This window comes from Arthrobacter sp. NicSoilB11 (genome assembly GCF_019977375.1).
GTDB lineage: Bacteria > Actinomycetota > Actinomycetes > Actinomycetales > Micrococcaceae > Arthrobacter.
Genome location: NZ_AP024657.1, coordinates 2,256,060 through 2,281,386 on the forward strand (window position 1 = coordinate 2,256,060; position 25,327 = coordinate 2,281,386).

At 66.2% G+C, this 25,327-nt stretch carries 18 protein-coding genes; 8 read left to right on the plus strand and 10 right to left on the minus strand.

Going from position 1 to position 25,327, the window contains the following annotated elements:
• Positions 1 to 12: 12 nt before the first annotated feature.
• Positions 13 to 1,026: a heat-inducible transcriptional repressor HrcA gene (gene hrcA / locus LDO14_RS10405; protein WP_018769276.1), complete on the minus strand. Its 1,014-nt coding sequence runs from the start codon at positions 1,024 to 1,026 to the stop codon at positions 13 to 15.
• A 171-nt stretch (positions 1,027 to 1,197) separates the two neighbouring features.
• Here hrcA and LDO14_RS10410 point away from each other — a divergent pair, with 171 nt between their 5' ends.
• Together LDO14_RS10410 and LDO14_RS10415 are read left to right on the plus strand one after the other, a co-directional pair.
• Positions 1,198 to 2,049, plus strand: coding sequence for a DUF3097 domain-containing protein (locus LDO14_RS10410; protein WP_056390420.1), 852 nt, complete (start codon positions 1,198 to 1,200; stop codon positions 2,047 to 2,049).
• Between the two features lie 119 nt (positions 2,050 to 2,168).
• The gene (locus LDO14_RS10415) at positions 2,169 to 2,579 is read left to right on the plus strand and encodes a DUF4870 domain-containing protein (RefSeq protein ID WP_018769278.1); all 411 of its coding nucleotides are present in this window, start codon (positions 2,169 to 2,171) and stop codon (positions 2,577 to 2,579) included.
• Positions 2,580 to 2,602: 23 nt separating this feature from the next.
• Here the strand turns inward: LDO14_RS10415 and hemW are convergent, their stop codons facing one another.
• Positions 2,603 to 3,832, minus strand: coding sequence for a radical SAM family heme chaperone HemW (hemW, locus tag LDO14_RS10420; protein WP_018769279.1), 1,230 nt, complete (start codon positions 3,830 to 3,832; stop codon positions 2,603 to 2,605).
• A gap of 25 nt (positions 3,833 to 3,857) precedes the next feature.
• The gene (gene lepA / locus LDO14_RS10425) at positions 3,858 to 5,714 is read right to left on the minus strand and encodes a translation elongation factor 4 (RefSeq protein WP_026265766.1); all 1,857 of its coding nucleotides are present in this window, start codon (positions 5,712 to 5,714) and stop codon (positions 3,858 to 3,860) included.
• Between the two features lie 176 nt (positions 5,715 to 5,890).
• Here lepA and LDO14_RS10430 point away from each other — a divergent pair, with 176 nt between their 5' ends.
• Positions 5,891 to 6,442, plus strand: coding sequence for a type II toxin-antitoxin system PemK/MazF family toxin (locus LDO14_RS10430; protein WP_056390423.1), 552 nt, complete (start codon positions 5,891 to 5,893; stop codon positions 6,440 to 6,442).
• Positions 6,443 to 6,611: 169 nt separating this feature from the next.
• Positions 6,612 to 6,872, plus strand: a complete 261-nt coding sequence (rpsT, locus tag LDO14_RS10435) for a 30S ribosomal protein S20 (RefSeq protein WP_018769282.1) — start codon at positions 6,612 to 6,614, stop codon at positions 6,870 to 6,872.
• A gap of 75 nt (positions 6,873 to 6,947) precedes the next feature.
• On the opposite strand, the gene holA is transcribed toward rpsT, so the two are convergent.
• From holA to leuS, 5 genes are all read right to left on the minus strand, one after another.
• The gene (holA, locus tag LDO14_RS10440) at positions 6,948 to 7,964 is read right to left on the minus strand and encodes a DNA polymerase III subunit delta (RefSeq protein WP_018769283.1); all 1,017 of its coding nucleotides are present in this window, start codon (positions 7,962 to 7,964) and stop codon (positions 6,948 to 6,950) included.
• The gene (locus LDO14_RS10445) at positions 7,898 to 9,781 is read right to left on the minus strand and encodes a ComEC/Rec2 family competence protein (RefSeq protein WP_223991579.1); all 1,884 of its coding nucleotides are present in this window, start codon (positions 9,779 to 9,781) and stop codon (positions 7,898 to 7,900) included. The genes holA and LDO14_RS10445 overlap by 67 nt, the downstream gene beginning before the upstream one ends.
• 230 nt (positions 9,782 to 10,011) lie before the next feature.
• On the minus strand, positions 10,012 to 10,911 hold the full coding sequence (locus LDO14_RS10450; protein ID WP_223991581.1) for a ComEA family DNA-binding protein: 900 nt from the start codon (positions 10,909 to 10,911) through the stop codon (positions 10,012 to 10,014).
• 48 nt (positions 10,912 to 10,959) lie between these two features.
• Positions 10,960 to 11,979, minus strand: coding sequence for a DegV family protein (locus LDO14_RS10455; RefSeq protein ID WP_026265768.1), 1,020 nt, complete (start codon positions 11,977 to 11,979; stop codon positions 10,960 to 10,962).
• Positions 11,980 to 12,066: 87 nt separating this feature from the next.
• Positions 12,067 to 14,592 (minus strand): leucine--tRNA ligase, encoded by a 2,526-nt coding sequence (gene leuS, locus LDO14_RS10460; RefSeq protein ID WP_056390433.1) that lies wholly within the window; start codon positions 14,590 to 14,592, stop codon positions 12,067 to 12,069.
• Between the two features lie 533 nt (positions 14,593 to 15,125).
• On the opposite strand from leuS, the gene LDO14_RS10465 reads away from it, so the two are divergent.
• From LDO14_RS10465 to LDO14_RS10480, 4 genes are read left to right on the plus strand one after another with little or no spacing between them, the layout of a single operon-like run.
• Complete coding sequence (locus LDO14_RS10465; protein ID WP_056390830.1) at positions 15,126 to 18,284, plus strand: efflux RND transporter permease subunit; 3,159 nt, start codon at positions 15,126 to 15,128, stop codon at positions 18,282 to 18,284.
• Positions 18,284 to 18,736 carry a hypothetical protein gene (locus LDO14_RS10470; protein ID WP_018769288.1) on the plus strand — a complete coding sequence of 151 codons (453 nt, stop codon included), beginning with the start codon at positions 18,284 to 18,286 and terminating at the stop codon, positions 18,734 to 18,736. The genes LDO14_RS10465 and LDO14_RS10470 overlap by 1 nt, the downstream gene beginning before the upstream one ends.
• Position 18,737: 1 nt before the next feature.
• Positions 18,738 to 21,881 carry an efflux RND transporter permease subunit gene (locus tag LDO14_RS10475; protein WP_026265769.1) on the plus strand — a complete coding sequence of 1,048 codons (3,144 nt, stop codon included), beginning with the start codon at positions 18,738 to 18,740 and terminating at the stop codon, positions 21,879 to 21,881.
• Positions 21,882 to 21,922: 41 nt separating this feature from the next.
• The gene (locus tag LDO14_RS10480; protein WP_134164719.1) at positions 21,923 to 22,822 is read left to right on the plus strand and encodes a hypothetical protein; all 900 of its coding nucleotides are present in this window, start codon (positions 21,923 to 21,925) and stop codon (positions 22,820 to 22,822) included.
• Positions 22,823 to 22,943: 121 nt separating this feature from the next.
• Here LDO14_RS10480 and glpK read toward each other — a convergent pair whose 3' ends face one another.
• Positions 22,944 to 24,458, minus strand: coding sequence for a glycerol kinase GlpK (glpK, locus tag LDO14_RS10485; RefSeq protein WP_018769291.1), 1,515 nt, complete (start codon positions 24,456 to 24,458; stop codon positions 22,944 to 22,946).
• Between the two features lie 41 nt (positions 24,459 to 24,499).
• Entirely contained in the window at positions 24,500 to 25,249 is a 750-nt protein-coding gene (locus LDO14_RS10490; protein WP_026265770.1) for an MIP/aquaporin family protein, read from the minus strand.
• Positions 25,250 to 25,327: the final 78 nt, after the last annotated feature.

Consider the following 25,327-nt stretch of genomic DNA (forward strand, 5'->3'; position numbering starts at 1 on the left):
GGCGGCCAAGAGTCAGGGCCCCAAAATCCTGGAAAGGTAGCGCGCCACTGCCCTGACGGCGGCCATGGTGGTGGGGTAATCCATCCGGGTGGGCCCGAGGATGCCTACTTTCGCCGAGCTGTCCGGACCGTAGGCAGTGGCCACCACGGAGGCCTCGGCAAGGCCGTCGTACGGGTTCTCCCGTCCGATGCTGACAGCGACGCCGCGGTGGTCCTGGGCCATTTCGCTCAACAGCCGCAGCATCACCACCTGTTCCTCCAGCGCCTCGAGCACCGGGCCGATGCTGAGGGGGAAGTCGACGTTGGACCTGGCCAGGTTGGCGGTGCCGGCCATGACCATCCGGTCCTCCCGGCTGTTTTGCGCCAGGCCCTCCAGCCCGAGCGCCAATGCGTGTGCCGCCTGCCGCTGCGGGTGCGGGGTGGCGGCGACGACGGCGGGCAGCGCCTGGGCCAGTTGGCGCAGCGGTGTTCCGCCCAGTGCACCGAGGAACCGGGTGCGCAGTTCAGCCAGTGCGTCGTCGCCAAGGTCCTGCCCGACGTCGATCACCCGCTGCTCCACCTTGCCGCTGTTGGCGATCAGGACGACGAGGACCTTGCGCGGGGCGAGCAGGACGAATTCGATGTGCCGGACCAGTGCCCTGCTCAGGTGCGGATACTGCACCACGGCAACCTGGTTGGTCAGCTGCGACAGCAGCCGGACGGTCCTCTCCAGCACGTCGTCGAGGTCGTCCGCGCCTTCGAGCAGGGACTGGATGGCGCGGCGTTCGGCGGCCGAGAGCGGCTTGACAGCCGAGATTTGGTCCACAAAGAGCCGGTAGCCCTTGTCCGTGGGAATCCGGCCGGCACTGGTGTGCGGGGCGGTGATCAGCCCCTCGTCCTCCAGTGCGGCCATGTCATTGCGGATGGTGGCGCTGGAAACACCAAGATGATGCCGCTCCACCAGGGCCTTGGACCCAACCGGCTCGCGGGAGTGGACGTAGTCCTCCACGATGGCCCGCAGTACTTCCAGCTTGCGTGGCTCGCTCACTCTCCACCTCCATCCATGGTTCGGGGCGCATGCCCCTCCCGATGCAACCCAGGGTTAGCACTCGACATGCCTAAGTGCTAACAGTCTATTATGCCTCGGCCCGTTGTTAGCATTGGTACCGCTCCGGGCGAAATTGCGGAGTTGAACACTAGCGCTAGGCGGATCAAATCCATGGATTACCGGAACTGGGGCCCACGCGGCATATCCGCTCCCGCACGGACGGAACTGCCTGAGGTCCCCGTGGAGCGCGGCATGGTGCTCGAGGAAGTGCAGTCGGGCTGGGTGGGTGCCGTGACCCGGGTGGAGAAATCCGGCGGCATGCATGTGGTGGCGCTGGAGGACCGCAGGGGAAAATCGCGTTCCTTCCGCCTTGGGTTCGGCTTCCTCCTGGAGGGCCGGCCGATCCGGCTGATGCCACCCGCCCCCCGGCCGGCCGCTGCCGGTCCCGCGGCGGGCAGGACGGCCTCGGGGTCCGTTCGGGTCGCCGGACAACGCGCCCAGGTGGCCAAGGCCAGCCGGATCTGGGTGGAAGGCAAGCACGACGCCGAACTGGTGGAAAAGGTCTGGGGAGACGACCTCCGGGTGGAGGGCATCGTCGTCGAGCCCCTGCACGGCATTGACGACCTTGCCGCAGCCGTCGCGGACTTCAGGCCGGGGCCTGGCCGCCGTCTTGGCGTCCTGGTGGACCACCTGGTTCCTGACTCCAAGGAGTCCCGCATCGCGGATGCCGTCATGGCCTCCCCGGGCGCCGCAGGCAACGTCCTGATCGTCGGTCACCCCTACGTGGACGTCTGGCAGGCGATCCGGCCCGCTGTCCTTGGCATCGACAAATGGCCGGCCGTGCCCCGCGGGCAGGACTGGAAGACGGGGATCCTGAAAGCCTTCGGCTGGCCCCACGCCACCAAGGAAGATGTCGGCCTGGGATGGCAGAAGCTGCTGGGCGCCGTGCGCACGTACGCGGACCTCGAAGCGTCGCTGCTGGGCAGGGTCGAGGAAGTCATCGATTTCCTGACCGTGCCGTGAAGGGCGGACGGCGTCCCGGGAACCAGTATTCTTGGTAGTGCGGTTCCTTGTTTCCTGAGGCACTGCGCACCGCGCCGGAATTGTAGTCAGCACCACTTGCACCTTCGAAGGAACAGACTGTGGCAGAAAACGCACGTGATCACAGGGACGGCCAGGGCCGTTCCGAGTACCATGGCGTCCCCGCCAACGCCCTGCCGCTTACGGCCAGCGAAGACCGCCAGTGGGCGACGCTGGCGCACTTCGGCGGGATCCTGGGGTGCGTCCCCTCGCTGCTGATCTACTTGATCTTCCGTGACCGCGGGCCATTTACCGCCCAGGAATCCAAGGAAGCGCTGAACTTCAGCCTGCCGCCCACCATCGCCGCGGTGCTGGCCAACATCCTGGTGTTCGTCCCCTACGTCGGGAACATCTTCGCGGTCATTGCCACGCTGATCTGGGTGGCGCTCACGTGCTTCTCCGTCGCGGCAGGGATCCACGTCAACCGGGGCCAGCCGCACCGCTACCAGTACAACCTGCGCTGGATCAAGTAAGGGCAACTGCCCGCGGGCCGGCTCTAGTCCGGCAGGATGCGGCGGACTACTGCGTCTGCCAAGAGCCTGCCCTTGAGGGTCAGGACCAGGCGTCCGCGGAATGCGGCAGCAGGATCAACCAGGCCGGCTGCGATCAGTCCAGCCACCTCGTGGCGTCCCCCGGCACTCAGCGTTGAGACATCCAGTCCCGACTGGAGGCGGGCCTCCAGCATGACCCGCTCCAGGTTCCTTGTTTCCGCGTCCAGGGTTTCCCTGCCGGCGGCGGGCGAAAGCCCCTGCGACAGCCGGTTCGCGTAAGCGGACGGGTGCTTGACGTTCCACCAGCGGACCCCGCCCATGTGTGAGTGCGCGCCCGGGCCGATGCCCCACCAGTCGTCACCCCGCCAGTATGCGAGGTTGTGGCGGCAGGCCTGCTCCGGAGTCCGCGCCCAGTTGCTGACCTCGTACCAGCCAAGTCCGGCTTCGGTGATCAGCTGGTCGGCGAGCTCGTACTTGTCGGCGTGGTCGTCGTCGTCGATTCCCGGGACTTCGCCGCGGCGCATCTGCGCGGCCAGCTTGGTGCCCTCCTCAACGATCAGCGCGTAGGCGCTGATGTGGTCCGGCCCGTAGGAAAGCGCCGTTTCGAGGGAGTGCCGCCAGTCGGCCAGCGACTCCCCCGGCGTCCCGTAAATCAGGTCCAGGCTGACAGCCAGTCCTGCCTCGCGCGCCCACTGCACCACCTGCGGCACCCGGCTGGGCGTATGGGTCCGGTCCAGCACCTTGAGCACGTGCGGAACCGCGGACTGCATCCCAAAGGACACCCTGGTGAACCCGGCGTCCTTGAGGACGGCAAGGGACTCCGGCGTGACGGAATCGGGGTTGGCTTCGGTGGTGACCTCGGCGCCGTCGTCAATGCCCCATTGGTCGATGGCGGCCCGGAGGATCAGGGCGAGGTCATCGGCCGGCAGCAGCGTGGGCGTGCCGCCGCCAAAGAAGACGGTGCTGAGCTTCCGGTCCGGCAGCCCTGAACGTGACAGCACAGCAGCCGCCAGCGACACCTCGGACACGGCGGTCTGGGCGTATGCGTCCTGGGACGCTCCGCCGCCAAGTTCCGTGGCGGTGTAGGTGTTGAAGTCGCAGTAGCCGCAGCGCACAGCGCAGAACGGGATGTGGACGTACAACCCGAAAGCCCGGGCCGCCGCACCGTCCGCTGCCTGGGCAGGCAGCAGACCGTCCGACGGCGCCGGGTCGCCGAGGGGAAGAACGCTGGGCATCAGCGGGTCCCCCGCTGTGCGGTGGTCACTTCTTCTTGGCCTTGTCCTTCGATTCGTCGGTGGTCAGGGCGGCGATGAACGCTTCCTGCGGCACCTCCACTGTGCCCACCATCTTCATGCGCTTCTTGCCTTCTTTTTGCTTCTCCAGCAGCTTGCGCTTCCGCGAGATGTCACCGCCGTAGCACTTGGCCAGCACGTCCTTGCGGATGGCGCGGATGCTTTCGCGGGCGATGATCCTGGAACCGATCGCGGCCTGGATGGGCACTTCGAACTGCTGGCGGGGAATCAGTTCGCGCAGCTTGCCGGTCATCATCACGCCGTAGGCGTACGCCTTGTCCCGGTGCGTGATGGCGCTGAACGCGTCCACCTGTTCGCCCTGGAGCATGATGTCCACCTTCACCAGGTCGGCGGCCTGCTCGCCGTCGGCCTTCCAGTCCAGCGAGCCGTAGCCCCGGGTCTTGGATTTCAGGATGTCGAAGAAGTCGAAGACGATTTCCGCCAACGGCAGGCGGTAGCGGATTTCCACCCGGTCCTCGGAAAGGTAGTCCATGCCGCCCATGACGCCGCGGCGGGACTGGCACAGTTCCATGATGGCGCCGACAAATTCGTTGGGGGCCAGGATGGTGGCGGAGACCATGGGCTCGCGTACCTCGGCGATCTTCCCGGTGGGGTACTCGCTGGGGTTGGTCACCCGGACCACCTTCTTGTCCTCCAGGGTCACCTCGTATTCCACGTTCGGTGCGGTGGAGATGAGGTCGAGGTTGTATTCGCGCTCCAGGCGTTCGCGGGTGATCTCGAGGTGCAGGAGACCCAGGAAGCCCACGCGGAACCCGAAGCCGAGGGCAGCCGAGGTTTCCGGTTCGTAAACCAGCGCGGCGTCGTTGAGCATGAGCTTTTCGAGGGCGTCGCGGAGTACCGGATAGTCGGCGCCGTCCAGCGGATACAGGCCGGAGAACACCATGGGCTTGGCATCGGCGTAGCCGGGGAGGGACTCCGCCGCCGGCTTGGCCAGGTTGGTGACGGTATCGCCCACCTTCGACTGCCGGACGTCCTTCACGCCTGTGATCAGGTAGCCCACTTCACCGACGCCGAGCCCCTTGGACGGTGTGGGTTCCGGGGAGCTGACACCGATTTCCAGAAGCTCGTGCGAGGCCCTGGTGGACATCATCTGGATGCGCTCACGCGGATGGAGCATGCCATCCATCACACGCACGTAGGTGACCACGCCGCGGTAGGTGTCGTAGACCGAGTCGAAGATCATGGCACGGGCCGGGGCATCGGGGTTGCCCTTCGGCGCCGGCAGGTCGCGGACGATCTTGTCCAGGAGGGCCTCGACGCCGACGCCGGTCTTGCCGGATACGCGCAGGACGTCCTCGGGATCGCCGCCGATGAGGCTGGCCAGCTCGGCGGCGTACTTTTCAGGCTGCGCCGCCGGAAGGTCGATCTTGTTCAGCACCGGGATGATGGTGAGGTTGTTCTCCATGGCCAGGTACAGGTTGGCCAGCGTCTGGGCCTCAATGCCCTGCGCCGCGTCCACCAGCAGGATGGCGCCTTCGCAGGCCGCGAGTGACCGGGATACCTCGTAGGTGAAGTCCACGTGGCCGGGCGTGTCGATCATGTTCAGCGCGTAGCTGACGCCGTCCACCTCCCAGGGCATGCGGACGGCCTGGGACTTGATGGTGATGCCACGTTCCCGCTCGATGTCCATCCGGTCCAGGTACTGGGCCTTCATGTCACGCGCCTGGACCACACCGGTGGACTGCAGCATGCGGTCAGCCAGCGTGGACTTGCCGTGGTCGATATGCGCGATGATGCAAAAGTTCCGAATGATTGCCGGATCTGTCGCGGCGGGCACCGGTGCGGTGCGGGCCATGGGAGACACGCAGGGTCCTTACTGTTGGCTTTTCAGCAGCCACCCGCCGGGCAACGCCATAGGCGCCTGCGGAACAGCTGCACGTCTTGAACATCCAGTGTCCCACGTCCGGGACGCACGGACCGCATCCGGGCAGGGCGCCGCCCGGCAGTTCCATGCCGAACCACCGCCGATAGGCTTTTCGCATGGTCATTGATCTCCGCTCCCTGGGAAACGCCGTCCGCCGCGGCCTGCGCATGCTGCAGAAACGGCGGCCCGCCCCGCCGGCCCCGGGCCCCGGCCGGGACCGCCGGGCGGGGGCCATGCCTCAGGCTCCCGGCGGAGGTCCTGCCGGGTCCGGGTATCCCGGTGATTACCGCGGGCGGTCCGCCGTCCGGTATGCACCGCAGCCGGACGGCGACCCGGATCCGGGCGAGGTGGTGTGGGCCTGGGTCCCTTACGAGGAGGACCACGGCAAGGGGAAGGACCGGCCGGTGCTGCTGGTGGGGCATAACGGCCCGTTCCTCCTGGGACTGATGCTGACCAGCAGGGACAGGGTGCCTGCCGGTTCAACGTCCGGCGACTACGTGGACCTCGGTTCCGGGGACTGGGACAAGCAGGGCAGGCCCAGTGAAGTGCGCCTGGACCGTATCCTGCAGATCCGCCCTGACAGCATCCGGCGGGAGGGCGCCGTGCTGGACGCGGCGCGGTTTGAGAAAGTTGCGGCCGGGCTGCGCCGGCGACACGGCTGGACCTGACCAACCCAAATGGCCAGTGCCGCCGCTGACCTGCTATTCTTTATTGCTGTGTGTCCGTGCAGGTCGACGGTCACTGATGGCTGGCCGCCATAGGTATCCCCACGCCGCTCAGTCAAGGCCAGCCTGAAAGCCCTCTAGACCATTTCCGCATTACAAAGAGAGTTCACACGTGGCGAATATCAAGTCCCAGAAGAAGCGCATCCTGACCAACGAGAAGGCACGCCTGCGCAACAACGCAGTCAAGTCTGAGCTGAAGACGGCCATCCGCGCCGTCAACACCGCCGTTGAGTCCTCTGACAAGGAAGCTGCTACTACTGCGCTCGTTACTGCCAGCCGTAAGCTGGACAAGGCTGTCAGCAAGGGTGTTCTGCACAAGAACAACGCAGCGAACCGCAAGTCGGCGATCTCCAAGAAGGTCAACGCACTCTAAGGTTTCCAGTTCCCACGAACTGATGGTGTGGCCGGTACCGCAAGGTACCGGCCACACGCTTTTAATCGTTGCGGCCTACCTGCCCTGGACGGACATGGCAATCACCGTCACAGCGTGTTCGACGGCGTAGACGGGGTCCCGGGACAAGCCCTTGACCTGCGCATCAGCCTCCGCCGTGGCCTGGATGGACCGGACCAGGCCTTCCGGGGTCCAGCGCCGGACGTCCCGCTGTGCCTGCTCCACGAGCCAGGGCTGCATCCCGAGTTCCGCCGCGATCTGCGCGGGCGATCCGGAGGCGCCGGCCACCCGTGCGACAGTTCTTAGCTTCGAGGCGAGGGCTGCCACCAGCGGAACCGGGTCAGCACCGGTGGCAAGGGCGTGGCGCAGCGTCGACAGCGCCACGGGGGCGTTTCCTGCCATTGCGGCGTCGGCGACCTTGAACGCGGTGGCCTCGATCCGTCCGCCGTAGTACTTGTCCACGGTCTCAGTAGTGACGGTGCTCCCTGCGTCGGCAATCAGTTGCGAGCACGCCGCGGCGAGTTCCGAAAGGTCGGCCCCCACGGCATTCACCAGCGCCTGGACGGCGTCCTGGTTGATCCGCCGCCCGGCCGCCTTGAACTCCGCCATGACGAACGAGACCTTGTCCGCATCCTTCTTCAGTGGCTGGCAGTCAACGACCGGCCAGCCACCCTTCTTAACGGCGTCGAGGAGCTTTTTGCCGCGTGCTCCCCCGGCGTGCCGGAGCACGACGACGGCGTCCTGTTCCGGGTGCTGCAGGTAGGCAAGGGCATCCGCCAGGAAGGCGTCGTTCATCCCTTCCACGGCCTCCACTTCAATGAGCTTGCTCTCACCGAACAGTGAAGGGCTCACCTGCATGGTCAGGGTGCCGGCGTCATAGCCGGCGGCGTTGATGCGGCTCAATTCGACGTCCGGCGCGGCCGCCCTGACCTGTGAGCGGATCCTGTCCATGGCCCTGATGCCCAGGTACTCTTCCGGGCCGCTTACCAGCACGATCGAGGCCGGGGCTACGTCCCGCCAGGAGGCTGTGTTCGACGCCGGGGAGCGTGTTGCCCGCTTTTGCGCGACGGCCATCCAAGGTCCCTTCCGGAGGTTTTATTGCAGTATCCCAGCCTGCCACGTCTGCGCCCGCGGTCCAAGCTGCCCTTGCGGCGGATGTGCTGCAGCCGCAGCTCCATCAGCCCGATCAGTGCCACCGTGACGGCGTGCGCTTTCCGGACCTGGCAGGCGAACCGCAGGGGCCGGACCACTGCCCACACGGCCGCCAGGGTAACGGTGGACAACAGCACCATCGACAGCAGCCCGGGCACTCCCTCAGGCCAGGGCAGGGCGGAGCCGGGCAGCTGCGCCGTGAACCTGGCGGTGGCGGCGACGCCGGCGCTGAACGTTCCAGCCACAGCGATCAGAAACGTGGCGGCCCACGGAAGCAGGACCACCAGCGGCACCGCTGCCGTTCCCAGCAGGGTCACCGGCGCCACCAGGGGTGACACCACGACATTGGCCAGCAGCGAATAGGTGGCGAACCGGGGCTGCAGGAGGACGATGACGGGCCCGCACAACAGCTGTGCGGACAGCGGAACCGCAACGGCGGCGGCGATCCACCGGGGCACCGCTGCGGGAATCCAGGCGACGATCCGCCGCCCCAGGAGAATGATCCCCAGCGTGGCAAGGACGGACAGCAGGAATCCGAAACTGGTGCCAAGGGCAGGCTCGGCCAGTAGAAGGCCGATGACGGCGAGGCACAGGAAGCTCAGTCCGCGCCCTGGGCGTCCGCCCGCGAGGGCGGCCACCCCGATGGCACCCATGAGAGCGGCCCGCAGGACGCTGGCGTCCGGTCCCACCAGGACTATGAAGAGGGCCAGGCCGCAAAGTGCTCCAGCCGCAGCGGGAGCACGCGGCAGCCGGCACCGGCGGCACAGGAGCAGCAAGGCCCCCAGCACCAGGCTGCAGTTTGCCCCGCTGACCGCCGTTAGGTGGGTCATGCCCACAGCCTTCATGGCGTTGTCCAGTCCCTCGTCCAGTGCGCTGGTGTCTCCGGTGACCATTCCCGGAAGGAGTCCGCGGGCATCGGGTGACAGGAAAACCGCGGCGGAAACGAAGCGCGCCCGAAGCTCCTTCGCTGCCCCCTCCAGCAGCGAGCCTCCCATGGCCTTGCCGGGGGCGGTGGAGGCGGCCAGGGTTCCCGCGTCCTGGTCCCCCGGCTCCGCCGGCCGCAGCTTTCCTGCTGCGCGCAGGGTCTGCCCCGGAACCACCCCGCCCCAGCCTTGCCCGCCCATGATGGTGAGCCGCGCCCGTGTCCGCACCAGCATGCCGCCGGTGGTCACTTCCTGCGTCCACACCGGAACTGCCCAGCGTCCCGCCGACCCGCCCGGTCCTGCCATGGCCCTTGGGTTTCCGGCCACCTCCACAATGGCGACGACGGACTTGCCGGCAGTGACCGCGTCGGCGAGGGGACCCTCGAACCGTTGGCTTGACGACGTTGCAGCGTGGGCTGCGGCGGCAGCGGCCAGCATCAGGGAGACGCCCAGGGCGGCGGGAAAGCTGCGTCCGGTGGCGCGGGGCGGCCCGGCCCGTTCCTGGTGGCCGACGGCGGGACGCGCAGTTCGTGCCGTGCGATGCCTGGCCGCGCGGGCCAGGAGGAGGCCGCCAAGTGCCGCCAGTGCGGAGCACAGTGCTGCAAGCTCCGCAGGCGGCAGCCAGAGCCCGGCCACTGAGGCGGTCCATACCAATAATGCCGGAAGGGCAAGGCGGAGGTCCGTGCGGCGTCGTGGTTCCGCGGGACTGGTATCAGCGTTTTCCTGGGCCTTGCCGCCATCGGCCACCCGCTGGCGCACGTGGTGCACGGCGCGCGTCCAGTGCCCCTGCAGCGGCCGGTGCCCGGTGGCCGGCAAGCAGGGGGTCCGTGGGTGGGCCGGTGTCGAAGGCGGAGAAGGGGTCCCGGAGGCTTCCGTTGCGCCTGGAGGCGTCGGAGCCTGTGGTTCCAGGCCGGGGCCATTCACCGCGGATTCGATGAAGCGGTGCCAGGGACTGCGCCGTTGCTTTCCGCCGCCGGGATCGGGCGCATTCCATCCCTGACCCTTGTCCCGGCCTCCCCTTCCTGAATTCGCTCCCACGGCCGTCCCTAGACCGTCACCAGCGGGAGCAAGGCCTCAAGCATCTTTGGTCCCACGCCGTCGACGGCGTCCAGTTCTTCCGCGCTCTTGAAGGGGCCGTGTTCCTTCCGCCAGTCCACGATCCGCTGGGCCAGGACCGGCCCGACTTTTGGCAGCGTGTCCAGCGTGGCAGCGTCCGCGGTGTTGAGGTTGACCTTTCCGCCGGTCTGGCCGGGTACCGTCCCCTGCTGCGCAGTGCCTGAACCAGCACCCATTGACCCAGTGCCGTCCGGACCTGCGGCACCGGCCGCGGAGGCCTGGGGTTCCCCTTGCCGCGGAACGTGGATTTTCTGGCCGTCCTCCACCACGAGGGCAAGGTTGAGCCGGTTGACGTCGGCGTCCGGAGTCGCACCGCCCGCCGCAGCGATGGCGTCGTCAACGCGGCTGCTGTGCGGCAGCCGGATAACACCGGGTCTGGCCACGGCGCCAACAACGTGCACCACCACCGTCCCCGCTGACGCGGAGCCGCCCTGCCCGCTGCCGGAATCCGGTGGGGCTGGGGCCCCGCCCTGGACGGAACCACTGTCACCGGCCGCTGCTGATGCGCCGCCGGAACCGGTGCCGCCCAACGGCAGGACCTGGGGCGCGGCCGCCCCGGCCTGCCACCAAAACCAGGCTCCCGCGGCCACGGCCAGAACAGCCAGCAGCACGGCGACGCGCAGCCCCACCCGCCACCGGAGCGAAGGCGCCACACCGGAGCCACTGCCGGGTTTGTCTCCGCCCGCGTCACCGGAACCCCGGTACTCAAAACCGTCGGGGCCGGCCCCGTCCTGCAGGAGCCCGGAAGGTCCCTCCCCCAGGGTGGCATGGAGCCTCGCCCTCACATGGCGCGCCTGCTGACCTGCTGCTCCAGCATCCCGGCGTGACATAGCTCCACCCTAGGAACACGGTCCGCCGACCGGCAGCCGGCAAAGAGGCTATGTGGAAAGGTGCGCTTCGGCGCCCGGTCCGCCGTCCGTCCCCCCATCGGCGGCCGTCCTGCCCACGATGACCGCAAGGACGCCGAGGCCCGCATGGGCAGCGAGGACTGCCGGGAGGGAACTGATCTGGGCGGGCGGGCATTCGGGAAGTGCCGCTTCCAGCCGCGCGGCCAGGCTCTCCGCCTCTTCGGAGTTCCCGAAATGATGGACGGCCAGGCGCACGGCCTCTCCCGGACGCGCCGCCGCTTCGGCCACCACGATTTCCTCAAGGCGCGCCACGGCCCTGGCACCTGACCGCACCTTCTCCAGCGGGACGATCCTGCCGCCGTCGACCGCAAGGATAGGTTTGATGGCAAACATGGTGCCCAGCAGCGAGGCCGCGGCGCCGATCCGTCCGCCCCGCCGCAGTTGTTCCAGGCTGGGGACGTAGAAGAAGACCTTGGTGCGGGCTGCCTGGGCCGCTGCCGCGGCAGCAACCCCGGCATGGTCGGCGCCGGCGGCGGCTGCCTCCACGGCAGCCTGCACGGCCATCCCCTGTGCCATGCCCACGGTTCGGGTATCCACCACCTCCACGGGGATCCCCACCTTTGCCGCAGCAAGCCGGGCCGCGTCGGCAGTGCCGGAAAGTTCCCCGGAGATATGGACGGAAACGACCGCCTGGAATCCCCGGAGTTCGGCCGCGCGGTACGCCTGCTCAAATTGGCCCGGTGACGGCCTGGATGTTTTGACCTGCGTTCCGGAGGCCAGCGCCACGGCGATGGTCTCGAGGATGTCGTCTTCACCCTCGCCGTAGATTTCCCGGCCCACCATGACGGGCATGGGTGTCACGGTCAGGATGCCGTCCCGCGGCAGCCTGCCTGCATAGTCCGCAGGCAGGGCGGCAGCGGAATCAGTGACGACGGCTGTGCGCACCTCAGCGCTCCCGGCCGCCCGCCGCGTCCCCGGACGCGCCCCGGGACGGAGGCCTGACAGCCGTGCACGGACCCATGGCCAGGCAGCGGCATTACTGTCGGGCAAGGGGCCTCCTGGAGACGGTGTCCGGATCAGTCAGCACCGGCCGCCGGAAAACTTCCGGCGGCCGGTGCGTGCTGCAGGGTGCAGCGCTTATGCCGGGACGATGTTGACCAGCTTAGGCGCACGGACGATGACTGTCCTGATGCCGCGGCCGTCAAGGGCGCGCTGGACGTTGTCGGACGCCAGGGCCAGCTCGCGGAGCTGATCCTCGGAGACGTCCGGGGACACCTCAAGCCGGTCACGGACCTTGCCCTGCACCTGGACAACGGCGGTGACCGTGTCCTGGACCAGGAGCGCGGGATCGTGGGCGGGCCAGCCTGCGTTGGCCACCGACGCCGGGTGGCCCAGCAGGTTCCACATGTCCTCGGCGGTGTATGGCGCGAAGAGGCTGAGGATCACGGCGACGGCTTCAGCGGCTTCGCGGACCGCCGGATCCGCCGCCCCTGCGCCGGAGTCAATGGCCTTGCGGGTGGCGTTGACCAGCTCCATCAGCTTGGCCACCACCACGTTGAACTTGTTGGCGTCCAGCAGTTCAGCGGCGTCCGCGATGGTGCGGTGCGTTACCGACCGCAGCGCGCGGTCGCCGGTGGTGGCGTCCACGCCGGGCCCGCTGGCCACGTCCTGCGCCAGGCGCCAGGCGCGGGCCAGGAATTTCGCCGAGCCCGACGGCGAAACATCGGCCCAGTCGACGTCGTCCTCCGGCGGGGAGGCGAAGATCATGGTCAGCCGGACCGCGTCCACGCCGTACTTGTCGAGCTGCTCGCCGAGGTCCACGCCGTTGCCCAGCGACTTGCTCATGGCTTTGCCGCCGTTGAGTACCTGGCCCTGGTTCAGCAGGGCGCTGAAGGGTTCGTCGGCGTCGATCATGCCCAGGTCGTGGATGACCTTGGTGAAGAAGCGGGCGTACAGCAGGTGGAGGATGGCGTGCTCCACACCGCCGACGTACTGGCCCACGGGCATCCAGTCGTTGATCTTCTCCGGATCGAAGGGGCCCCCGGTGTAGTGCGGGGAGACGAAGCGCAGGAAGTACCAGGAGGAGTCGACGAACGTGTCCATGGTGTCGGTGTCCCGCTTGGCAGGGCCGTGGCAGGTGGGGCATTCGACGTTGACCCAGGACTCGGCCGCGGCCAGCGGCGAGGTGCCCTTCGGGGCCAGGTCCTCGCCGCGGAGGTCCGAGGGAAGGGTCACGGGCAGCTGCTCATCGGGAACGGGGACTTCGCCGCAGGACGGGCAGTGGATGATGGGGATGGGGGTGCCCCAGAACCGCTGCCGGCTCAGGAGCCAGTCGCGGAGCCGGAAGTTCACGAACTTCTCGCCGGTGCCCTGCCGCTCCAGGATGGTGATGGCCGCCGGGATGGCCTCGGCCTTGGGCAGTCCGTCGAGCTCGCCGGAGTTGATCAGGGTGCCCTCCCCCGAGGTGGCGGTGCCCGAGACGGCGGGATCCTCTTCGCCGGTGTCCAGGACGGCGCGGACCGGCAGGTTGAACGCGCGGGCGAAGTCGAGGTCCCGCTGGTCATGCGCGGGCACGGCCATGATGGCGCCCGTGCCGTAGTCGGCCAGGACGTAGTCGGCAGCCCAGACCGGCAGTTTTTCGCCGTTCAGCGGGTTGATGGCGTAGCGGCCGGTGAAGACACCGGTCTTTTCGCGCTCGGTGGACTGGCGTTCGATCTCGGAGAGCGCCTTGACCCGTTCACGGTATTCGTCCAGGGCAGCTGCGTGGTCGTCCGTGACAAGTTCGACGGCGAGCGGCGCGTCGGCAGCCACCACGAAGAAGGTTGCCCCGTACAGGGTGTCCGGGCGGGTGGTGAAGACCGTGACCTCCTTGGCGGGCTTGCCGCCGTCGGCCTCGATCACGAAGTTGACGTGGGCACCCTCGGACCGGCCGATCCAGTTCTTCTGCATGGCCAGGACGCGCTCGGGCCAGTGGCCGCGCAGCTCGTCCATGTCATCCAGCAGGCGGTCCGCGTAGTCGGTGATCTTGAAGTACCACTGGTTGAGCGACTTCTTGGTCACGGTGGTGCCGCAGCGCTCGCAGGCGCCGTTGACCACCTGCTCGTTGGCCAGGACGGTCTGGTCCTTGGGGCACCAGTTGACCGGGGAGTTCTTCCGGTAGGCCAGCCCGCGCTCGTAGAAGCGCTTGAACAGCCACTGGGTCCAGCGGTAGTACTCGGGGTCGGAGGTGTGGAGGCGGCGCGACCAGTCGGCGGAGATGGCGTACCGCTTGAAGGACGCTGCCTGGGTGTCGATGTTGGCGTAGGTCCACTCGCTGGGGTGGGCGTTGCGCTTGATGGCAGCGTTCTCCGCGGGCAGGCCGAAGGAGTCCCAGCCGATGGGGTGCAGGACGTCGTACCCCTTCTGGCGCAGGTAGCGGGCCACGACGTCACCCATGGCGAACGCTTCGGCGTGGCCCATGTGCAGGTCACCGGACGGGTACGGGAACATGTCAAGCACGTAGCGGCGCTCCCGGGACCCGTCATCCACCGGGGTGAAGACCTTGAGGTCCTCCCACACCTGGGGCCATTTGGCCTCCATGGCGGTGAAACTGTAGGTGCCCTCCTCAGGCTCCGCCGATACTGTTGTTGCTGTTCCGGTCTCTGTCTCCGGCTGAACGCCCACTGCTGCCCTCTTCTGTTCTGTTACGGCATCGGTGCTGCCATAACGGCCTGATCCTCCTGCTGCCGGCCCGGCGCCATACCCCGGACACACAAAAGCCCCTCGCCAAGGGAGGGGCTGCCGCTCAGCTATCCGATATCCGGAGCCGGCGGCTAACTAAGCAGAAGGATCGCACGCATGGCTCTACTTTAGCGCACCCCCAGTGTAAACAAGTGCCGGATTACCGCCCAGCCGATGAGGGCACACGCCGGAGCCCGCATCCCCCTAAAGCCACCACCCCCCGAATTGGGTGCTCCCCCTACTGCCGGAGCCGCAAAGTTGAGGGGCTAAGTACTCTTGCCAAGTTATGCTCTGCGGTCCACAGTGATGGCAAGTCTGCGGGGTACTGAACGGTCTCAGGTCGAGGAGCCCGAAATGTGTTCTTGGCGTAGATTTCCCGCACGACAACTGGCGGACAGCAGCTTCGCCCCCGCAAAAGTAAAGGTCCGCACCGAAGCTCCCGGGTTGTGGGCCAGGCAATCACCGTGGTACTGGTCATGACCGCCATAATTCGCTGGGCTGTCCAGTTCCGGTTGTTGGTCCTGGCATTGGCTGCGGGAATTCTCGCTTTTGGGTTATCAAGTTTGCCGGGCATGTCCGTTGATGCCTATCCGGAATTCGCCCCGCCGCAGGTGGAGATCCAGACGGAGGCCCTGGGGCTCTCGGCCGCCGAGGTGGAACAGCTCGTCACCTCCCCGATGGAGGCCGACCTGCTGAACGGCGTTGCCTGGGTGGAGGCGATCCGATCCAAGTCCCTCCCCGGGCTGTCCTCGATCCAGATGGTCTTCAAGCCGGGGACTGACCTTTTCCGGGCACGCCAGCTGGTCTCTGAGCGCCTTACCCAGGCCCGCGCACTGCCGAACGTGTCAGCAGCGCCGGTCCTCATGCAGCCGCTCTCATCCACCAGCCGGGTGATGATGATCAAGCTCACGTCAAAGGACATGTCGGCCATCGACATGTCTGTCCTGGCCCGCTGGACGATGAAGCCAGGCCTCCTGGCGGTGCCTGGTGTCGCCAACGTGGCCATCTGGGGCCAACGGGATCAGCAACTGCAGGTCCTGGTGGATCCGGGTCAGCTTGCAGCCAAAGGCGTCACGCTGGACGATGTCATCAAGACCACCGGCAACTCAGTATGGGTATCACCGCTGAGCTACCTGGAGGCCTCCACCCCGGGAACGGGCGGCTTCTTCGAGACCGGACACCAGCGGATCGGCGTCCAGCACGTCCTGCCAATCACCACTCCCCAGGACCTGGGTCAGGTTCCATTGGACAGTCCGGCGGGGAACCTCCTCCTGAAGGACGTCGCCACGGTTCAAACGGACCACCAGCCACTGATCGGCGATGCCCTCCTGAGCAAGGAAACCGAGCTCCTCCTGGTGATCGAGAAATTCCCCGAGACCAACACCATGGACGTGACGCGGGGCGTGGACGAGGCACTGCGCGCACTCCAGCCGGGCCTGCCCGGGGTACAGGTGGACACCACCGTTTACCGACAGGCGTCCTTCATCGAGGAGGAAGTCGGCGTAATCGGCGTCGGCCTGCTCATCACATTGCTGGTCATCGTCGCGATGTTCTGGGCGTTCTTCCGGTCATGGCGTGCCGCTGTCATCAGCCTGGTCACCATCCCGGTGGCACTCACCGCGGCGGCCCTTGTCCTGTACTGGCGCGGGGTCGGGATGAACTCCATGGTGTTCGCGGGCATGGTGCTCGCCCTCGCGGTTATCGTGGGCGACGTCGCCGAGGACCTCAGTGGGGTGGTGGCGGCGAACCTTTCCGCCAGGAAACGCGGGGACGCGCTGCACGATACCCAGCGGGGCTCGGGCCTGATTCCGGAGGCCCTTCGCTCGGTTCGTACTCCGATTCTCTACTCGCTGTTGATCATGGCGCTGGCCACGATGCCGGCATTCTTCTTCACAGGTGAGAATGGAGCCCTTTTCGGTCCACTTGTCCTGGCCTACCTGCTTGCCCTGGCAGTTTCGATGATCGTGGCGCTGGCCGTCACAGCCGCGCTGGTGTTCGTCCTCCCCGGAGCGTTGAACGCGCCGCGGGAACGCCGGTCGCTGAAGCGGCTCGAGGTGGGCTACGGCCGGCTCCTGGTCCGCCTGAGGGGAGGGGCTAAATGGATGTTCGCTGCTTCCGCCGTTGTGGCGCTGGCGGGGCTGGCCTTGATGCCCCAGCTGGCAGCCGGCCACCCCGTGGTGCCGGTAATGGCGGACAAGACCCTGGTGGTGCACTGGAGCGCGATCGCTGGTACCTCGGACCAGGAAATGAGCCGGATCACGGAGGCGGCGGCGGGCGAGCTGCGCGGCGTGCCCGGCGTGGCCAATGTGGGAGGCCACGTTGGCCGGGCCATCACCTCCGACCAGGTCGGTGACGTAAGTTCGGGTGAACTTTGGGTCAGCGTGGCACACGATGCGTCCTTCAGGGATACTGCTGCCGCCGTCAAGCAGGTCATTGCCGGCTACCCCGGGCTGACCAGCAAGGTATCGACCTATCCCCAGGAGCGCCTCGACGCGATCCGGGACGCCGCGGACAGCGGATTCGCCGTCCGGGTCTACGGCCTGGACCCCGCGATCCTGCGGCAGAAGGCGTCGGAGGTGCAGCAGATTCTGGAACACACCGCCGGCATTGCGAACGCCCATGTTGACGTTCCCCCCGAGCAGCCCATTGCCGAGGTCACGGTTGACCTTGCCAAGGCGCAGAAGGCCGGCGTCGCCCCCGGGGATGTTCGACGCGCTGCGGCCGCCTTGGTGCAAGGTATCGAAGTGGGCAACCTCTACGAACAGCAGAAGGTCTTCTCGGTCATCGTCAAGGGGGTCCCGTCCACGCGGAACAGCCTGGACAGCGTTCGTGACCTGATCATCGACACCCCCAGCGGCGGGCATGCCCGCCTGGGCGACGTCGCCCAGGTCAATATGGTCGGAAACGAGTCCGTCATACTTCACGATGACACCTATCGCCGCCTTGACGTGAAAGCCGACATCCAGGGCCGGCCCCTGAGCGACATCCAAAACGACATTAATGCGGGCCTCCAAAAGATGCAGTTCCCGATGTCGTACCACGCCGAAATCCTCACGCAGTATGCCCAGCAGCAAAGCAACATCCAGTGGCTCTGGTTGCTCGCAGCGATTGCCGCGGCGGGCATCCTGGTTCTTCTGCAGACTGCTGCCGGAAGCTGGCGGCTCGCCGTCCCGCTCGCCCTGTGCCTGGTCCTTTCGCTCTCCGGAGGCGTGCTTGCCGCCCTGGTTACCGGGGCGGTAAATTCCCTGGTCGCACTGGTGGCGTTCGCCGTCGTGCTGGGGATCGCGGCCCGGGGCACCCTGCTGATGGCGGAACGCGTCCGGACACTACAGGCCCGGGGCGGTGAAATGCCGATGCCTGGCCTGGTGGTCCATGCGGCGAGGGACAGGCTGGGTCCGACGTTGATGTCGGCCGGGATGACGGCACTTGCACTTGTGCCCCTCGTCCTGTTCGGCGGTGTGGCAGGAACGGAAATCATTCAACCGCTTGCCGTGATCATCTGGGGCGGCCTGCTGACCTCCACCCTGTCCACCCTGTTTGTGGTACCCGCCGTACTGCTCGCCTTCGCGCCGAAGGCACCAGCACACAGCGCCGGCCACGCCATCTATGAACCTACTGAAAACCAGGTTGTGTGATGAAATCAATTCCAGCAGGGCCTGCCAGGAAGCACGCAGCCCTCATTATCGCGGCGTTCCTGTCACTCCTGGTTGCAGGGTGCGCACAAGTGTCCGAAGCGGCGTCAGCCAACGACCCGGCGGCTATTGCCACGGTGCCGGGAACGGACCTTCACCGCATCACGCTCACCGATCACGCTGTCCAACGCCTCGGGCTTACCACCGTCCAGGTGGCGACGGACCCCCAGACCGGGAAGCTCACCGTCTCCTATGCGGCCATTCTGTATGACAGCACCGGCAAGACCTGGGTGTACACCAACCCCGAGCCCCTGGTTTACGTCCGCGCGCCAATCACCGTCGAACGCATCAACGCCGATGTTGCGCAGTTGGGCGACGGGCCGCCTCCCGGCACAACGGTGGTGACCACGGGCGCTGAGGAGCTTTTTGGCGCGGAATTCGACACGGCCCAGTGACATGCGCTGGATAATCGGGGTCAGCCTCAGGTTTAGGACGATCGTCGTCGCCATCGCGTGTGCGGTCATGCTGCTCGGATCCCTGCAGCTGGGTGCCGCGTCCGTGGACGTCTTTCCCGAATTCGCCCCACCCCGGGTCGAAATCCAGACCGCGTGCCTTGGCCTGACTGCCCAGGAAGTCGAAGAGCTGGTCAGCGTTCCCATCGAGGCAGCGGTAGGCGGCATGCCGGGACTGGACGAGCTGCGGTCCAAATCCGTTGCGCAGCTGTCTTCGATCGTGTTGCTCTTCCATCCGGGCACCGACCTGCTCAACGCCCGCCAGCAGGTCTCGGAACGCATGGCGTCCGTGACGGCGGCGCTGCCGACCTGGGCGGCCCCGCCGGTCATGCTGCAGCCGCTGTCCGCCACGAGCCGCGTGATGAAGATAGGAATGACGTCATCTGAGCACTCGCTCATTGAGATGTCCATGCTGTCCTACTGGACCATCCGGGCCCGCCTCCTGCGGGTTCCCGGTGTGGCCAACGTGGCAATTTGGGGGGAACGGCTCCAGATGCTGCAGGTGCAGGTGGAACCCGACAAGCTCAAAGCCCAGGACGTTTCCCTCAACCAGGTCATGGAAGTTACCGCCGGCGCCCTCGACGCAGGCCTGCTTAGGTACTCGCCCGGAAGGTTCATCGGCACCGGGGGCTTTATTGACAGCCCCAACCAGAGAATGGGGGTTCGGCACGTCCAGCCGATAAAGACTCCCGCCGACCTGGCCCAGGTGACGATCCGTGAAAAGGACGGCGTGCCCCTCCACCTTGGCGACGTAGCCCAAGTAGTGGAAGACCACCAGCCACTCATCGGTGACGCCGTCATCAATAGCGGCCATGGGCTCATGCTCATTGTCGAGAAACTGCCCTGGGGCAACACCCTGGACGTGACCAAGGGCGTTGAGGAGGCCCTGCATGAGTTGCAGCCCGGCTTGAGTGGAATCAGCTTCGACACCACCATCTTCCGCCCGGCAAGCTTTGTGGAGGAATCCATCTCCAACCTCAGCCTGGCCCTGCTGCTCGGCTGCCTGCTCGTCGTCCTGATCCTGGGCGCTTTCCTCTTCCAATGGCGGACAGCCCTCATCAGCCTCATCGCGATTCCGCTGTCCTTGCTCACAGCTGCCCTGGTCCTGTATTTCACCGCCAGTTCGATCAACACGATGGTCCTTGCGGGGCTGGTCATTGCGGTCGGTGTCGTGGTCGATGACGCCATCATCGACGTCGAAAACATCATGCGGCGGCTGCGGCAGCACCGCGCCCGGGGCAGCGGCGAATCCACGTCCTCGGTGGTGTTGAAAGCCTCGCTCGAAATGCGGAGCCCCATCGTCTATGCCACCCTGATCATTGTGGTGGCGGCAGTACCCATCTTCTTCCTGGATGGACTGACGGGCGTCTTCTTCCGGCCGCTGGCAATCACCTACACGCTGGCAGTACTCGCCTCAATGCTGGTGGCGCTGACGGTCACTCCGGCCCTGGCACTGATCCTCCTCGGTAACGCCAAACTGGAGGAGCGTGACGCTCCCCTCGTCCGCGTGCTCAAGCGCGGCTACCACGCGGTCCTTTCAGGCATGATGAAGCGGCCCCGCTACGGCTACGCGGGATTTGGAGTCGTCGCCCTGGCAGGTTTGGCGATAGCACCCCTCCTGGGCTCATCCCTGTTCCCCACTTTCAAGGAACGGGACTTCCTGATGCACTGGGTCTCACAGCCGGGAACGTCAGCCGCGGAGGAATATCGGATCTCCCAGCGCGGCTGCGAGGAGTTCCTCAAAGTGCCCGGCGTCCTGAATTGCGGTACACACATTGGTCAGGCCTTCACCGCCGACGAGATTGTTGGCGTCAACGCGGGCGAGCACTGGATCAGCATTGACCGTCACGCCAACTACGACGAGACGCTCGCCGCCGTGCAGGACGTTGTCAACGGGTATCCCGGCCTGCACCGGGACGTCCAGACCTACCTGAAGGAACGGATCGAAGAGGTCCTCACGGGAGCCAGTGAGCCGATCCTCGTCCGCGTTTACGGGGATGACCTCAACGTGCTGCGTGAACAGGCCCAACGGGTCAAAGACATCCTGGACGGCATCCACGGCACCCAGGACGCCCATGTCTCCCTTGAGGTTGAGGTTCCGCAGATCTCTGTCACGGTCAACCTGGCCCAGGCACAGAAATACGGACTGAAACCTGGCGATGTGAGACGTGCGGCAGCCACGCTCGTGGCTGGCGAGGAGGTAGGCGACGTCTTCCGCGACGGACGTGCCTACGACGTCCACGTCTGGAGCACTCCCGCCACCCGGTCCAGCGTTACCAGCATCGAAGACCTGCCGATCGACACGCCCACCGGCCAGCGGGTCCGCCTCGCTGATCTGGCCACCGTGGCCCTTCAGCCGGTGCCGAACCAGATTGACCGTACCAACGGATCGCGCCGCGTTGAAGTTGGATCGTTCCTGGCATCGGGCGCAGACCTCGGCAACGTCGCCCGCGAGCTGCAGCAACGCCTTGACACCCTGGACCTGCCGGCCGGTTACAGCGTGCAGCTGCTAGGCGAATACACCGAACGTGAGGCGGCCACGAACCGCCTGATGATTTTCGCCGCCGCTGCCCTCGTCCTGATCCTCCTGCTCCTCCAAACATCATTCCGGAGCTGGCGGCTCGCCGTACTGTCCCTTCTGACCCTGCCGATCGCCTTGGTGGGCGGGGTTTTCGCCGCTTTCATGTCCGGCGGGATCCTTTCCCTGGGCTCGGTTGTGGGCTTCCTGACGGTGATGGGTATCGCTGCGCGCAACGGCATTTTGCTCATCAGCCACTGCCAGCATCTGGAAAGGGACGAGGGTGAGACCTTTGGCCGTGACCTGGTGCTGCGCGGGGCAGCCGAGCGGCTGTCCCCGATCCTCATGACCACCCTGGCAACCGGATTGGCCCTGGTGCCCCTGGTGGTCATGGGGAATGTCCCGGGCCACGAAATCGAACACCCCATGGCAGTGGTCATCCTGGGCGGCCTCGTCACGTCCACCCTGCTGAACCTCTTCATTGTGCCGTCGCTGTACCTCCGCTTCGCCAAGCGGCGCCCGGCCCGCGGCACTCGCCGCCCCAACCCGGAACCAGCCCCCGCTGGATAGCGGCCGGGTGCACAAAACCCACTCACAACGAAAGGCCGGCCATGTTCCATCGACAAAAGCGATTCACCGCATACGGCTCCACGCTCATGCTTGTCCTGGCGACGCTCACCGTGACGTCCGCCGCCACCGCGGCCGCGGCACAACAACCACCGGAGCTCTGCGGTCCCGGCTCTGCGATCAACTTCGACCCTTCTGATTTCCAGACAAAACCGCATATCGACAACAAATGGTTCCCGCTCAAGCCGGGCATGCAATTCACAACCACTGGGGAGGTGTCCTCTTCGGACGGCGTCCACGCGCACAGCGTGGTCAGCACCGTGACAGGGCTGACGAAAGTGATTGACGGCATCACCACGCAGGTGGTCTGGGACCGCGATTATGACAACGGCGAACTGGTCGAATCCGAGCTGGCGTTCTTCGCGCAGAGCACCAGCGGCGCCGTCTGGCTGTTCGGCGAATACCCCGAGGAATACGAAAACGGCAAGTTGGCCGGCGCACCAAGCACCTTCATCAGCGGCATCGCGAAGGCGCAGGCCGGTATCGCAATGAAGGCCACGCCCCGGACAGATACTCCTCCGTATGTGCAGGCGTACGCACCGAAGGTGGATTTCCTTGACTGCGGGCAAGTCTTCAAGCAGGACCAGCACGTTTGTGTTCCTACGGGCTGCTACAACGACGTGCTGGTGATCGATGAATTCAACCCCCTGGAACCACCTGACGCCGGGCATCAGCGAAAGTTCTATTCAGCCGGAACCGGACTGGTGAAGGTCACTGCAGTGGGCGGTTCCGACCAGGAATTCATGGATCTGGTGAAAGTGCGGCAGCTGGACGCCCGGCACTTCGCCCGCGTCAATGAGGAGGCCCTGGAGCAGGACACGAGGGGCTACGAGGTCAGCAGGAGCGTTTACGCGAAGACACCGCGGGCCCAACTCTGCGATTGAGCCTCGGAACCGGACATCTCCTGACCGGAGCCCGTGAACAGGGAGGGCGGCACCAATGCCGCCCTCCCTGTTCACTGCTGCCCGGATTGTCCAATGCCGCCCGGGCCGCAGAGAGTGCTGCCTAGCGCACGTCCTCGTCGACCCAGTCCATGGACTTGGTGACAGCCTTCTTCCAGAGGCGCATCTGGCGGTCCTGTTCGGCCTTGTCCATCTGCGGTTCCCAGCGCTTGTCCTCAGACCAGTTGGCTGAGCACTCGCCCAGGTCCTTCCAGAAGCCAACAGCCAGGCCAGCCGCGTAGGCTGCCCCCAGCGCCGTGGTCTCGATGACCTTGGGCCGGATCACCGGGACACCGAGGATGTCCGCCTGGAACTGCATCAATGCGTCGTTGGCGACCATGCCGCCGTCGACCTTCAGTTCCGTCAGCGGAACGCCGGAGTCCGCGTTGACGGCGTCCAGTACCTCGCGGGTCTGGAATGCCGTGGCCTCCAGGGCTGCCCGGGCGATGTGGTTCTTGTTGACGAACCGGGTCAGGCCCACGATGGCCCCCCGCGCGTCGGAGCGCCAGTACGGGGCGAAGAGGCCGGAGAACGCGGGGACGATGTAGACGCCGCCGTTGTCCTTGACGGATGCGGCCAGGGTTTCCACCTCGGGGGCGCTGCTGATCATGCCCAGGTTGTCGCGCAGCCACTGGATCAGCGAGCCGGTGACGGCGATTGAACCTTCCAGGGCGTAGTGCGGCTTGGCATCGCCCAGCTTGTAGCCCACGGTGGTCAGCAGCCCGTTCTTCGAGTGGACAATCTCCTCGCCCGTGTTGAAGATCAGGAAGCAGCCGGTGCCGTAGGTGTTCTTGGCTTCTCCTGCTTCAAAGGCGGCCTGGCCGAATGTGGCGGCCTGCTGGTCGCCCAGGATGCCCGCCACCGGCGTTTCCCGCAGCAGCTGCGAGCTGTGGACGGTGCCGTAAACCTCTGAGGAGGACTTGATCTCCGGCATCATGCTTCGCGGCACGCCAAAGATCCCGAGGATTTCGTCGTCCCACTGCAGGGTTTCGAGGTCCATGAACAGGGTCCGGGAGGCGTTGGTGACATCGGTGACGTGGACACCGCCGTCCACGCCGCCCGTGAGGTTCCAGAGGACCCAGGCGTCGGTGTTGCCGAACACCAGGTCCCCGGCCTCTGCTTTTTCGCGGGCGCCGTCAACGTTGTCCAGGATCCATTTGATCTTGGTGCCGGAGAAGTAGGTGGCCAGCGGCAGGCCCACCTTTTGTTTGAAACGGTCCGCGCCGCCGTCCCTGCCCAGTTCGTCGACGATGTCCTGGGTGCGGGTGTCCTGCCACACGATGGCGTTGTACACCGGCTTGCCTGTGGTCTTGTCCCACACGACGGCTGTCTCACGCTGGTTGGTGATGCCGACGGCGGCAATGTCGTGCCGCGTCAGGTTCGCCTTGGAGAGGGCCGAGCCGATGACCTCACGGGTGTTGTTCCAGATTTCCGCGGCGTCGTGTTCCACCCATCCTGCCTGCGGGAAGATCTGCTCATGTTCCATCTGGCCGGAGGAGACTATGGCGCCGCTGTGGTCGAAGATGATGGCGCGGGTGCTGGTGGTGCCCTGGTCAATGGCGATTACGTACTGGTTCATGATGACGTCCTTGTCTTGTTAATGGCTGTGATGAGTACGGGTCAGGAAGCGGCCGTGATGATGATCGGGACAATCCGGGCGACGAGTCCACCCAGGGCGCCGCCTACAAGCGGGCCAACCACAGGAATCCACGAATAGCTCCAGTCGCTGGAGCCCTTGCCCTTGATGGGAAGCACAGCGTGGGCGATGCGCGGTCCCAGGTCACGGGCAGGGTTGATGGCGTAGCCGGTGGGGCCGCCGAGGGAAACACCGATACCGACCACGAGCAGCGCCACTGCCAGCGGGCCGAGCCCTGAGGGGGTACCGCCGAGGGTGAGGATGACGAAGACCAGCACAAAAGTGCCGATGATTTCGGTGATCAGGTTCCATGGGGTGGACCGGATGGCAGGGCCGGTGGAAAAGGTCCCAAGCTTGCTGGCAGGCTCGGGTTCGTCGTCGAAGTGCTGCTTGTAGGCCAGCCAGCAGACCACGGCACCAAGGAATGCACCCACCATCTCGCCACCGAAGTAGGTGAGGGTGGAAGCGAAGTCTACGGTGACTCCCGGCGCATATTCAGCCTTGCCATTGAGCAGCAGGCCGAGCGTGACGGCAGGGTTCAGGTGCGCGCCCGACTTGGCGGCGACGAAGACACCACAGAAGACGGCAATGCCCCATCCCCAAGTGACCATCAGGAAGCCGCCACTGTTGCCTTTTGTCCCCCGCAAAGCCACGTTGGCAACGACGCCGCAACCCAACAGGGTCAGCATGCCCGTGCCAAAGACTTCGGAAAGGAAGACTATTCCTAGAGACATCTTTGACTCCATTTCTTTGTTTAGTTGTCGGTCCTCCGCTGGTGAAGGACCGTGTGGCCGGGACGCTGTAACGCCCCG

Excerpts from the sequence above, each read along its gene's own strand:
- LDO14_RS10410 (WP_056390420.1), top strand. The coding sequence starts at position 1,198 with ATGGATTACCGGAACTGGGGCCCACGCGGCATATCCGCTCCCGCACGG.
- hemW (WP_018769279.1), bottom strand. The coding sequence starts at position 3,832 with ATGCCCAGCGTTCTTCCCCTCGGCGACCCGGCGCCGTCGGACGGTCTG.
- LDO14_RS10430 (WP_056390423.1), top strand. The coding sequence starts at position 5,891 with ATGGTCATTGATCTCCGCTCCCTGGGAAACGCCGTCCGCCGCGGCCTG.
- holA (WP_018769283.1), bottom strand. The coding sequence starts at position 7,964 with ATGGCCGTCGCGCAAAAGCGGGCAACACGCTCCCCGGCGTCGAACACA.
- LDO14_RS10450 (WP_223991581.1), bottom strand. The coding sequence starts at position 10,911 with ATGTCACGCCGGGATGCTGGAGCAGCAGGTCAGCAGGCGCGCCATGTG.
- LDO14_RS10465 (WP_056390830.1), top strand. The coding sequence starts at position 15,126 with ATGACCGCCATAATTCGCTGGGCTGTCCAGTTCCGGTTGTTGGTCCTG.
- LDO14_RS10470 (WP_018769288.1), top strand. The coding sequence starts at position 18,284 with ATGAAATCAATTCCAGCAGGGCCTGCCAGGAAGCACGCAGCCCTCATT.
- LDO14_RS10475 (WP_026265769.1), top strand. The coding sequence starts at position 18,738 with ATGCGCTGGATAATCGGGGTCAGCCTCAGGTTTAGGACGATCGTCGTC.
- LDO14_RS10480 (WP_134164719.1), top strand. The coding sequence starts at position 21,923 with ATGTTCCATCGACAAAAGCGATTCACCGCATACGGCTCCACGCTCATG.
- glpK (WP_018769291.1), bottom strand. The coding sequence starts at position 24,458 with ATGAACCAGTACGTAATCGCCATTGACCAGGGCACCACCAGCACCCGC.
- LDO14_RS10490 (WP_026265770.1), bottom strand. The coding sequence starts at position 25,249 with ATGTCTCTAGGAATAGTCTTCCTTTCCGAAGTCTTTGGCACGGGCATG.